Origin of the sequence: Bacillus sp. RO1 (genome assembly GCF_012524115.1) — a bacterium.
Classification (GTDB): Bacteria; Bacillota; Bacilli; order Bacillales; family Bacillaceae_I; genus Sutcliffiella_A.
Genome location: NZ_JAAZWB010000071.1, coordinates 16710 through 26231 on the forward strand (window position 1 = coordinate 16710; position 9522 = coordinate 26231).

Sequence of the window (9522 nt, forward strand, 5' to 3'; positions counted from 1 at the left end):
AAGTATATTGGGATAATGTTATCCCAATTACTTCATTACTTGATAAACCCTTTATAATGACGCTTCACTAACTGGCTTTCTAGTTGCTTCATCGTCTCAAGTGCTACACCTACGACGATTAGTAAACTAGTACCGCCAATCTGCACTGCTGCAGGAAGACCGGCAAAGCTCATAAAGATGATAGGTAGGATAGAAATAGCTGCTAAGAATAATGCACCAACAAATGTTAGTCGGTAAATAATCTTTGTCAAATATTCCTGAGTATTTAAACCAGGACGAATTCCTGGGATATATCCGCCTTGTTTCTTTAAGTTTTCTGCCATCTGTTCAGGATTAGACTGAACAAATGTGTAGAAGTAAGTGAAGGCAATTATAAGAGCTACATATACAACCATACCGATTGGATTCGTGTAGTCAAACGTACTAATAATCCATCTAGTCACAGCATTCTCGCTAAAGAATGAAGCGATTGTCGGTGGTGTAATGATAAAGGATACTGCAAAGATAACCGGAATTACCCCTGCTGCATTAACCTTTAAAGGTAAGTGTGTAGTGTGTCCTCCACCAGTAGGAGCGCGACCTGCCGTCTTCTTCGCATACTGAATCGGAATTTTACGTAACGCTTGCTGAATGAAGATAACACCTACGATTACAGCTAAGATCGCAAGGATGATGAGTGCAACAATAACAAGATTTAAGAACAACTGATCACCAGCATCCTGGATCAAAGATGCATAAATCTGATTTGCGCCAGTTGGTATTGCAGATACGATACCAGCGAAGATAAGAATGGAGATTCCGTTTCCTACGCCATGTGCCGTGATTTGCTCACCAAGCCACATCAAGAATGCAGTTCCTGCTGTTAACACTAATGCTATAAGCAGATAAGTAGTGAAAGTCGGATTCATAATCAGTTGACCATTGGCCATTGTATTGAACCCGATAGACATACCAATTGCCTGGATGAAACCAAGTACAATGGTGAAATACCTAGTGAATTGAGCTAATTTGCGACGTCCAGCTTCTCCTTGTTTTGACCACTCCGTAAATTTCGGAACAACATCCATTTGCAATAACTGCACGATGATGGACGCTGTGATGTATGGCATTACACCCATGGCTAGAATAGAGAAGTTCTGAAGAGCTCCACCACCAAAAGTATTCAGGATACCAAAAACACTAAGTTCATCCTGGAATTTCAAAATGTCAGAGTTCACCCCTGGTACTGGGATAAACGTACCGATACGGAAAATTACTAACATTAATAGGGTGAAGACAATTTTCTTTCTTATATCACCCACGCGCATAAAATTGGAGAATGTCTGGAACATTAAATCACCTCAACTGAACCGCCAGCTGCTTCGATAGCTTCCTTAGCTGCTGAGGAGAATTTATGAGCACGTACTGTAAGCTTTTTCTCGATAGAACCGTTACCCAATACTTTAAGACCAGCGTTTAATTTGCTAACTAAACCTGTTTCAACAAGTAATTCAGGAGTAACTTCAGTTCCCTCGTCAAAGCGGTTTAAAGCATCAAGGTTGATGATTGCATACTCTTTGCGATTGATGTTCGTGAATCCGCGCTTAGGTAAGCGTTGGAATAGAGGTGTTTGACCACCTTCGAATCCAGGACGAACGCCACCGCCAGAGCGTGCATTTTGACCTTTATGACCTTTACCAGAAGTTTTTCCGTTACCAGAACCAGTTCCGCGACCTACACGGTTGCGCTCTTTACGAGATCCTTCGTTAGGTTTTAACTCATGAAGTTTCATTGTGGCACCTCCTTATTTAAAAAACCGTTTCTATTTATTGCTCTTTCACAGTAACAAGGTGAGATACCTTGTTAATCATTCCACGGATAGCTGCGTTATCCTCATGGACAACTGTTTGGTGCATCTTTTTCAAACCAAGAGTTTGAACAGTCGCACGTTGATCTTGTGGACGACCGATTACACTGCGAGTGAGGGTGATTGCTAATTTGTTCGCCATTTTGTTTCCCTCCTTATCCTAACAGTTCTTCTACCGTTTTACCACGCAATTTAGCAACGTCCTCTGCACGTTTCAATTGCTTTAATCCGTTAAGTGTTGCACGGATCATGTTGATTGGTGTGTTAGATCCTAAAGATTTAGAAAGGATGTCTTGAACACCCGCTAACTCAAGTACCGCACGAACTGGTCCTCCAGCGATAACCCCAGTACCTTCAGAAGCAGGTTTCAATAGGATTTCACCAGAACCGAACTCACCAAGTACTTGGTGAGGAATTGTTGTACCAACGATAGGTACAGCAACCAAGTTCTTTTTCGCATCTTCAATTGCTTTACGGATTGCTTCAGGTACCTCTTGAGCTTTACCAGTACCAAAACCAACATTACCGTTTTTATCTCCTACTACTACAAGAGCAGCAAAGCGGAAACGACGTCCACCTTTTACTACTTTCGCAACGCGGTTAACCGTAACAACGCGTTCTTCAAGTTCTAATTTGTTTGGATCAATACGACGCATCAGTGTCCCTCCTTTGTCGATTAAAATTCTAGACCAGCCTCACGTGCAGCATCTGCTAATGCTTTCACACGGCCGTGATATAAGTATCCACCGCGGTCGAATACTACTGATTTGATTCCTTTTTCAATTGCGCGCTTTGCAACAAGTTCTCCAACTGCTTTAGCGGACTCAACGTTGCTACCGTTTGCTGTTACATCTTTATCAAGTGTAGAAGCACTTGCGATTGTTACAGCGTTAGTATCGTCGATCACTTGAGCGTAAATGTGTTGGTTGGAACGGAACACATTTAAACGTGGACGAGTTGCAGTTCCTGATAACTTAGCACGAACACGAGTGTGTCTTTTCTTACGAGTAGAATTCTTATCAGGTTTTGTAATCATCGTGCAGTCACTCCTTTCTATCTGCTTATGCCGTATTACTTAGCAGTTTTACCTTCTTTACGACGTACTTGTTCACCTTCATAACGAATACCTTTACCTTTGTAAGGCTCTGGTGGGCGAACGTCACGAATGTTAGCTGCTAAAGCACCTACGCGCTCTTTATCAATACCTTTAATAACGATCTTTGTGTTTGCCGGTACTTCCACTTCGATCCCCTGTTCAGGAGTGATCTCAACTGGATGAGAGTAACCAACGTTAAGAACTAGTTTGTTACCTTGCTTAGATGCACGGTAACCTACCCCGATAAGTTCCAATCCTCTTTCGAAACCAGTTGTAACACCTTGAACCATGTTGTTTAAAAGTGCACGAGTTGTTCCGTGGATTGTACGGTGTTCTTTGCTTTCAGAAGGACGTACTACTGTTAATACGTTCTCTTCAACTGTAATAGCCATATCTTGGCTGAATGTACGAGTTAATTCACCTTTAGGACCTTTTACGGTAACTGTGTTGTTGTCGTTTGTAATTGTAACCCCAGCTGGGATTTCAATAGGTTTTTTACCTACACGTGACATAGTTACACCTCCGTTCATTTAAAGAAATTTATTACCAAACGTATGCTAATACTTCTCCACCAGCTTGTTTTTGACGAGCTTCTTTATCAGTGATAACACCTTGAGAAGTAGAGATGATCGCAATACCTAAACCGTTTAATACACGAGGTACTTCATTTGCTTTTGCATAAACACGAAGACCAGGCTTACTGATACGCTTAAGACCAGTAATAACACGCTCGTTGTTTGCACCGTATTTCAAGAAAATACGAATGATACCTTGTTTGTTGTCTTCGATAAATTCTACGTCACGTACGAAACCTTCACGCTTTAAGATTTCAGCAACTTCTTTTTTGATTTTAGAAGCAGGAAGTTCAAGCTTCTCGTGACGTACCATGTTCGCATTGCGGATGCGAGTAAGCATATCTGCAATAGGATCTGTCATAACCATTTAATTTACCTCCTTCCCAATTATCGGGTTTTACCAACTTGCTTTTTTAACGCCAGGAATTTGGCCTTTATAAGCTAATTCACGGAAACAAATACGGCAAAGCTTAAACTTACGGATTACAGAGTGGGGACGTCCACAACGTTCGCAACGAGTGTAAGCCTGCACGTTATATTTTGGTGTGCGCTTTTGTTTCGCAATCATTGATTTTTTAGCCACATTTTCGCCTCCCTCTACCACACGCTGGTATTATTTTTGGAATGGCATTCCGAATGATGTTAAAAGCTCACGAGCTTCTTCATCAGTGTTAGCAGTAGTAACGATAACGATATCCATACCACGAACCTTGCTAACTTTATCGTAATCAATTTCAGGGAAGATAAGTTGTTCTTTCACTCCAAGAGTGTAGTTTCCACGACCGTCGAAAGACTTTTTAGAGATTCCACGGAAGTCACGAACACGTGGTAGGGAAACAGATACTAACTTATCTAGGAATTCGTACATACGCTCGCCGCGTAATGTAACTTTCGCACCGATAGGCATTCCTTCACGAAGACGGAAACCAGCGATAGATTTTTTCGCTCTTGTTACAACAGGTTTTTGACCAGTGATTGAAGTTAACTCTTCAACAGCTGCGTCTAAAGCCTTAGAGTTTGCTACTGCATCACCAACACCCATGTTGATAACGATTTTTTCAAGCTTAGGAGCTTGCATCACAGATTTATAGTTAAACTTGCCCATTAGAGCAGGAATAATTTCGCTTTGATACTTTTCTTTTAGGCGGTTCATCAAAAGTACCTCCTTTCTTAAACGTTCTATTTATCTAATTGTTCACCTGATTTTGTTGCAACACGTACTTTTTTACCGTCTACTACCTTGTATCCTACACGAGTCGGTTCACCGGACTTAGGATCTAAAGGCATAACGTTTGATACATGAATAGGTGCCTCACGGTTGATGATTCCACCTTGAGGATTTTCTTGAGATGGTTTAGCGTGCTTTTTGATCACGTTGATACCTTCTACAAGAACACGGTCTTTCTTAGGATAAGATTCAAGAATAACTCCTTGCTTCCCTTTATCCTTACCAGAGATAACTACAACTTTATCACCTTTTTTGACATGCATCCTTTCGCACCTCCTTGACAAACATCTTTTCGATTTATTACAGAACTTCTGGAGCTAAAGATACAATCTTCATGTAGTTGTTATCACGTAGTTCACGTGCAACTGGTCCGAAGATACGAGTTCCACGAGGGCTCTTATCATCCTTGATGATTACGCATGCGTTCTCATCGAAACGGATGTATGAACCGTCATTACGACGAACTCCGCGCTTTGTACGTACTACAACAGCTTTCACTACGTCACCTTTTTTAACAACGCCTCCTGGTGTTGCTTGTTTCACTGTACAAACAATAACATCACCAATGTTAGCGTAGCGACGACCAGATCCACCTAGTACTTTAATAGCAAGCACTTCACGAGCACCTGAGTTATCAGCAACTTTCAAACGAGATTCTTGTTGAATCATGCATGGTACCTCCCTTCGGAATTAAATATCCGAACTTATATATTAGATAATTACAGCTTTCTCTACAACCTCTAGCAAACGGAAACGCTTCGTAGAAGATAATGGACGAGTCTCCATGATTTTTACGATGTCGCCAGTTTTAGCTGTGCTATTCTCATCATGCGCTTTGTACTTTTTAGAGTACTTAACACGTTTGCCGTAGAGTGGGTGAGTTTTGTAAGTTTCAACTAGTACAGTGATTGTTTTATCCATTTTATCGGAAACAACACGACCAGTGTAAACTTTACGTTGGTTACGTTCACTCATTTTCGCGAACCTCCTCTTGATTATTTGTTAGAAGCGATCTCTCTCTCGCGAACTACTGTTTTCATACGAGCGATTGACTTACGTACTTCGCGAATACGAGCAGTGTTTTCTAATTGACCAGTCGCTAATTGAAAGCGTAGGTTAAATAACTCTTCTTTTAAAGATTTCACTTTTTGTTCAATCTCGGCAGTGGTTAAGTCGCGTAGTTCATTAGCTTTCATTAGATTCACCACCAATTTCTTCACGTTTTACGAACTTACATTTAACTGGCAACTTGTGCATAGCTAAACGCAGAGCTTCACGAGCTACTTCTTCAGATACACCTGAAATTTCAAACATAACCTTTCCAGGTTTAACAACTGCTACCCATCCTTCTGGAGCACCTTTACCGGAACCCATTCGGACCTCTAGAGGTTTTGCAGTGTATGGTTTTGAAGGGAAAATTTTAATCCAAACTTTACCGCCACGTTTCATATAACGAGTCATCGCACGACGCGCAGCTTCGATTTGACGGTTTGTGATCCAAGAAGCTTCAAGAGATTGTAATCCGAACTCTCCGAAATGTACTTCAGTACCGCCTTTCGCTTTACCACGCATTTTTCCACGGTGTTCGCGGCGATATTTTACGCGTTTTGGTAATAACATAATTATTTTCCTCCTTCCTCAGTTTTCTTCTTCGTAGGAAGGACCTCTCCACGGTAGATCCATACTTTCACACCTAATTTACCGTAAGTTGTATCAGCTTCTGCTGTACCATAGTCAATATCAGCGCGAAGAGTATGAAGTGGAACTGTACCCTCACTATAATGTTCAGAACGAGCGATATCTGCTCCGCCTAAGCGACCAGAAACCATCGTTTTAATACCTTTCGCACCAGCGCGCATTGCACGTTGAAGTGATTGCTTTTGAGCACGACGGAAAGATACGCGGTTTTCTAATTGACGAGCGATGTTTTCAGCTACTAATTTAGCGTCAAGATCTGCTCTCTTAACCTCTAAGATGTTGATGTGTACACGTTTACCAGTTAATTGGTTAAGTGCTTTACGTAATGCTTCAACTTCCGTACCACCTTTACCAATAACCATACCTGGCTTAGCAGTGTGAACAGTAACGTTCAGACGGTTTGCAGCACGTTCGATTTCTACTTTAGAAACAGATGCGTCATTTAGACGTTTTGCGATGTATTCGCGAACTTTGATGTCTTCATGCAGCAGGTTAGCATAATCTTTACCTGCGTACCATTTGGACTCCCAATCACGAATGACTCCTACACGAAGACCGATCGGATTTACCTTTTGACCCACTGGTTATCCCTCCTTCTTTTCTGATACCACGATTGTAATGTGGCTAGTACGTTTGTTAATTTGGCTCGCACGACCCATTGCACGAGGGCGGAAACGTTTCAAAGTTGGACCTTCGTTAACGTATGCCTCTGTTACAACTAGTGAGTTTGCGTCCATTTCAAAATTGTGCTCTGCATTTGCAATAGCGGACTTTAGAACCTTTTCGATTACTGGTGAAGCAGCTTTTGGAGTTAATGCCAAAATAGCTACCGCTTCGCCTACTTGCTTGCCTCGAATTAAATCCATAACTAGACGAGCTTTACGAGGAGCAATACGAACTGTTCTTGCAACAGCTTTAGCTTGCATGTAAAAGCCTCCTCTCTAATTAGCGTTTTGTTTTCTTATCATCATTACCGTGACCTTTGTAAGCACGAGATGGAGCGAATTCTCCAAGCTTGTGACCTACCATGTCTTCTGTCACATATACAGGTACGTGTTTACGGCCATCATATACAGCGATTGTATGTCCGATAAATTGTGGGAAAATAGTAGAACGACGAGACCAAGTTTTTACAACTTGTTTACCCTCAGTTTCATTTAACTTTTCGATCTTGCTCATTAAATGATCATCTACAAAAGGCCCTTTTTTCAAGCTGCGACCCATGTGGAAACCTCCCTTCGTGATTGCTCTACGGCTCCGTTGAACCGTAGTACAACCCCGTTATTTTTTACGACGACGAACGATAAATTTGTCAGACTTGTTCTTTTTCTTACGAGTTTTGAATCCAAGAGTCGGTTTGCCCCAAGGAGTCATAGGTGACTTACGTCCGATTGGAGAACGTCCTTCACCACCACCGTGTGGGTGATCGTTAGGGTTCATTACAGAACCACGTACAGTTGGGCGAATACCCATCCAACGAGAACGTCCTGCTTTACCAATGTTGATAAGTTCGTGTTGTTCGTTACCAACTTGACCTACAGTAGCGCGGCAAGTGGATAGAATCATACGAGTTTCACCAGAAGTTAAACGTACAAGTACGTATTTACCTTCTTTACCAAGTACTTGAGCAGAAGTTCCTGCAGAGCGAACTAATTGTCCACCTTTACCTGGTTTTAACTCGATGTTGTGGATTACAGTACCAACTGGGATGTTGATTAGTGGTAATGCATTTCCTACTTTGATGTCTGCTTCAGGACCAGCCATTACAGTCATTCCCACTTCTAAGTTCTTAGGAGCTAGGATGTAACGCTTTTCCCCATCTGCATAGTTGATTAACGCGATATTAGCGGAACGGTTAGGATCGTACTCGATTGTAGCAACGCGTCCTGGTATACCATCTTTATCACGTTTAAAGTCGATGACGCGGTATTGACGTTTGTGTCCACCACCTTGGTGACGTACAGTCAATTTACCTTGGTTATTACGACCACCTTTTCTGTGTAACGGTTGAAGCAAGCTTTTTTCTGGTTTGTCTGTAGTGATCTCAGCAAAATCAGAAACTGTCATGCCACGACGTCCATTAGAGGTTGGTTTGTATTTTTTAATCGCCATCATGTTCCCTCCTTTTCGATGATGTTTTTATTTTTGTATTAAACCTCGAAGAATTCGATTTCTTTGCTATCAGCTTTTAAAGTTACGATAGCTTTTCTACGACGGTTAGTTAATCCGCTATGACGACCTACACGACGGAATTTACCTTTGTAGTTCATGATGTTTACTTTTTCAACATCTACGCCAAAGATCGCTTCAACAGCATCTTTAACTTCAGTTTTATTAGCTCTAACATCTACTTCAAAAGTATATTTCTTTTCAGTCATTAAATCTGTAGAACGCTCAGTAATCACGGGGCGCTTAAGAACATCACGATGATCTCTCATTATGCAAGCACCTCCTCTAATTTTTGAACAGCGTCTTTCGTAAAGATTACTTTATCGTGGTTAACAACGTCTAATACGTTCACACCAGTTACTGTAACAACTGTTACTCCAGGAATGTTACGAGCAGATAAAGCAACGTTTTCGTCAGCGTCAGCTGTTACGATCAACGCTTTACGATTGATTTCTAAACCTTTTAATACAGAAGTCATTTCTTTTGTTTTTGGTGCATCAAAAGCTAATCCTTCTAATACTAATAGTTCGTTTTCTAATACCTTAGATGATAGTGCAGATTTGATAGCTAAGCGACGAACTTTCTTAGGAAGTTTGTAGCTGTAGCTTCTTGGTGTAGGACCGAATACGATACCACCACCACGCCATTGTGGAGAGCGGATAGATCCTTGACGAGCACGACCAGTACCCTTTTGACGCCATGGTTTGCGTCCACCACCTGCTACTTCAGAACGTCCTTTTACTTTTGCAGTACCTTGACGTTGAGATGCTCTTTGCATAACGATCGCATCGAACAATACGCTGTTATTTGGCTCAATACCGAATACAGCATCTGCTAATTCAACTTCACCAACGTTTGCGCCAGCTTGGTTGTATAATGCTACTTTAGGCATTTGTAGTTCCTCCTTTCC

The 9522-nt window shown here is 41.5% G+C and carries 20 protein-coding genes; all 20 read right to left on the reverse strand.

The window, feature by feature from the left end:
* Positions 1–35: 35 nt before the first annotated feature.
* From secY to rplD, 20 genes are read right to left on the reverse strand one after another with little or no spacing between them, the layout of a single operon-like run.
* A complete protein-coding gene (gene secY, locus HC179_RS10375) occupies positions 36–1331 on the reverse strand; it encodes a preprotein translocase subunit SecY (RefSeq protein ID WP_168864265.1) in 1296 nt (431 codons plus the stop codon).
* Positions 1331–1771, reverse strand: coding sequence for a 50S ribosomal protein L15 (gene rplO / locus HC179_RS10380; RefSeq protein ID WP_060666595.1), 441 nt, complete (start codon positions 1769–1771; stop codon positions 1331–1333). The genes secY and rplO overlap by 1 nt, the downstream gene beginning before the upstream one ends.
* 34 nt (positions 1772–1805) lie before the next feature.
* A complete protein-coding gene (gene rpmD / locus HC179_RS10385) occupies positions 1806–1988 on the reverse strand; it encodes a 50S ribosomal protein L30 (protein WP_060666596.1) in 183 nt (60 codons plus the stop codon).
* A 13-nt stretch (positions 1989–2001) separates the two neighbouring features.
* Positions 2002–2502, reverse strand: coding sequence for a 30S ribosomal protein S5 (gene rpsE, locus HC179_RS10390; RefSeq protein ID WP_060666597.1), 501 nt, complete (start codon positions 2500–2502; stop codon positions 2002–2004).
* Between the two features lie 20 nt (positions 2503–2522).
* A complete protein-coding gene (rplR, locus tag HC179_RS10395) occupies positions 2523–2882 on the reverse strand; it encodes a 50S ribosomal protein L18 (protein WP_060666598.1) in 360 nt (119 codons plus the stop codon).
* Between the two features lie 35 nt (positions 2883–2917).
* Positions 2918–3454 (reverse strand): 50S ribosomal protein L6, encoded by a 537-nt coding sequence (rplF, locus tag HC179_RS10400; protein ID WP_168864266.1) that lies wholly within the window; start codon positions 3452–3454, stop codon positions 2918–2920.
* Between the two features lie 31 nt (positions 3455–3485).
* Positions 3486–3884: a 30S ribosomal protein S8 gene (gene rpsH, locus HC179_RS10405; protein ID WP_010191507.1), complete on the reverse strand. Its 399-nt coding sequence runs from the start codon at positions 3882–3884 to the stop codon at positions 3486–3488.
* 30 nt (positions 3885–3914) lie between these two features.
* Positions 3915–4100 (reverse strand): type Z 30S ribosomal protein S14, encoded by a 186-nt coding sequence (locus tag HC179_RS10410; protein WP_060666600.1) that lies wholly within the window; start codon positions 4098–4100, stop codon positions 3915–3917.
* A 30-nt stretch (positions 4101–4130) separates the two neighbouring features.
* Positions 4131–4670 (reverse strand): 50S ribosomal protein L5, encoded by a 540-nt coding sequence (gene rplE / locus HC179_RS10415; protein WP_168864267.1) that lies wholly within the window; start codon positions 4668–4670, stop codon positions 4131–4133.
* 26 nt (positions 4671–4696) lie between these two features.
* Positions 4697–5008 (reverse strand): 50S ribosomal protein L24, encoded by a 312-nt coding sequence (gene rplX / locus HC179_RS10420; RefSeq protein ID WP_010191502.1) that lies wholly within the window; start codon positions 5006–5008, stop codon positions 4697–4699.
* A gap of 37 nt (positions 5009–5045) precedes the next feature.
* The gene (gene rplN, locus HC179_RS10425; RefSeq protein WP_010191501.1) at positions 5046–5414 is read right to left on the reverse strand and encodes a 50S ribosomal protein L14; all 369 of its coding nucleotides are present in this window, start codon (positions 5412–5414) and stop codon (positions 5046–5048) included.
* A 42-nt stretch (positions 5415–5456) separates the two neighbouring features.
* Positions 5457–5720 carry a 30S ribosomal protein S17 gene (gene rpsQ / locus HC179_RS10430; protein ID WP_060666602.1) on the reverse strand — a complete coding sequence of 88 codons (264 nt, stop codon included), beginning with the start codon at positions 5718–5720 and terminating at the stop codon, positions 5457–5459.
* Between the two features lie 20 nt (positions 5721–5740).
* Positions 5741–5941, reverse strand: coding sequence for a 50S ribosomal protein L29 (rpmC, locus tag HC179_RS10435; protein ID WP_010191499.1), 201 nt, complete (start codon positions 5939–5941; stop codon positions 5741–5743).
* A complete protein-coding gene (rplP, locus tag HC179_RS10440) occupies positions 5931–6365 on the reverse strand; it encodes a 50S ribosomal protein L16 (protein WP_010191498.1) in 435 nt (144 codons plus the stop codon). The genes rpmC and rplP overlap by 11 nt, the downstream gene beginning before the upstream one ends.
* A gap of 2 nt (positions 6366–6367) precedes the next feature.
* Positions 6368–7024 carry a 30S ribosomal protein S3 gene (gene rpsC, locus HC179_RS10445; protein WP_060666603.1) on the reverse strand — a complete coding sequence of 219 codons (657 nt, stop codon included), beginning with the start codon at positions 7022–7024 and terminating at the stop codon, positions 6368–6370.
* 3 nt (positions 7025–7027) lie between these two features.
* On the reverse strand, positions 7028–7369 hold the full coding sequence (gene rplV, locus HC179_RS10450; protein ID WP_010191496.1) for a 50S ribosomal protein L22: 342 nt from the start codon (positions 7367–7369) through the stop codon (positions 7028–7030).
* A gap of 19 nt (positions 7370–7388) precedes the next feature.
* Positions 7389–7667 (reverse strand): 30S ribosomal protein S19, encoded by a 279-nt coding sequence (gene rpsS / locus HC179_RS10455; RefSeq protein ID WP_168864268.1) that lies wholly within the window; start codon positions 7665–7667, stop codon positions 7389–7391.
* Between the two features lie 57 nt (positions 7668–7724).
* Positions 7725–8555 (reverse strand): 50S ribosomal protein L2, encoded by an 831-nt coding sequence (rplB, locus tag HC179_RS10460; RefSeq protein WP_148990122.1) that lies wholly within the window; start codon positions 8553–8555, stop codon positions 7725–7727.
* Positions 8556–8593: 38 nt separating this feature from the next.
* The gene (gene rplW, locus HC179_RS10465) at positions 8594–8881 is read right to left on the reverse strand and encodes a 50S ribosomal protein L23 (protein ID WP_010191491.1); all 288 of its coding nucleotides are present in this window, start codon (positions 8879–8881) and stop codon (positions 8594–8596) included.
* On the reverse strand, positions 8881–9504 hold the full coding sequence (rplD, locus tag HC179_RS10470; protein WP_088016681.1) for a 50S ribosomal protein L4: 624 nt from the start codon (positions 9502–9504) through the stop codon (positions 8881–8883). The genes rplW and rplD overlap by 1 nt, the downstream gene beginning before the upstream one ends.
* Positions 9505–9522 lie beyond the last annotated feature (18 nt).

Bases quoted from the DNA above. Each gene is read 5' to 3' on its own strand.
- secY (WP_168864265.1), bottom strand. From the start codon at position 1,331: ATGTTCCAGACATTCTCCAATTTTATGCGCGTGGGTGATATAAGAAAG.
- rplO (WP_060666595.1), bottom strand. From the start codon at position 1,771: ATGAAACTTCATGAGTTAAAACCTAACGAAGGATCTCGTAAAGAGCGC.
- rpmD (WP_060666596.1), bottom strand. From the start codon at position 1,988: ATGGCGAACAAATTAGCAATCACCCTCACTCGCAGTGTAATCGGTCGT.
- rpsE (WP_060666597.1), bottom strand. From the start codon at position 2,502: ATGCGTCGTATTGATCCAAACAAATTAGAACTTGAAGAACGCGTTGTT.
- rplR (WP_060666598.1), bottom strand. From the start codon at position 2,882: ATGATTACAAAACCTGATAAGAATTCTACTCGTAAGAAAAGACACACT.
- rplF (WP_168864266.1), bottom strand. From the start codon at position 3,454: ATGTCACGTGTAGGTAAAAAACCTATTGAAATCCCAGCTGGGGTTACA.
- rpsH (WP_010191507.1), bottom strand. From the start codon at position 3,884: ATGGTTATGACAGATCCTATTGCAGATATGCTTACTCGCATCCGCAAT.
- rplE (WP_168864267.1), bottom strand. From the start codon at position 4,670: ATGAACCGCCTAAAAGAAAAGTATCAAAGCGAAATTATTCCTGCTCTA.
- rplX (WP_010191502.1), bottom strand. From the start codon at position 5,008: ATGCATGTCAAAAAAGGTGATAAAGTTGTAGTTATCTCTGGTAAGGAT.
- rplN (WP_010191501.1), bottom strand. From the start codon at position 5,414: ATGATTCAACAAGAATCTCGTTTGAAAGTTGCTGATAACTCAGGTGCT.
- rpsQ (WP_060666602.1), bottom strand. From the start codon at position 5,720: ATGAGTGAACGTAACCAACGTAAAGTTTACACTGGTCGTGTTGTTTCC.
- rpmC (WP_010191499.1), bottom strand. From the start codon at position 5,941: ATGAAAGCTAATGAACTACGCGACTTAACCACTGCCGAGATTGAACAA.
- rplP (WP_010191498.1), bottom strand. From the start codon at position 6,365: ATGTTATTACCAAAACGCGTAAAATATCGCCGCGAACACCGTGGAAAA.
- rplV (WP_010191496.1), bottom strand. From the start codon at position 7,369: ATGCAAGCTAAAGCTGTTGCAAGAACAGTTCGTATTGCTCCTCGTAAA.
- rpsS (WP_168864268.1), bottom strand. From the start codon at position 7,667: ATGGGTCGCAGCTTGAAAAAAGGGCCTTTTGTAGATGATCATTTAATG.
- rplB (WP_148990122.1), bottom strand. From the start codon at position 8,555: ATGGCGATTAAAAAATACAAACCAACCTCTAATGGACGTCGTGGCATG.
- rplW (WP_010191491.1), bottom strand. From the start codon at position 8,881: ATGAGAGATCATCGTGATGTTCTTAAGCGCCCCGTGATTACTGAGCGT.
- rplD (WP_088016681.1), bottom strand. From the start codon at position 9,504: ATGCCTAAAGTAGCATTATACAACCAAGCTGGCGCAAACGTTGGTGAA.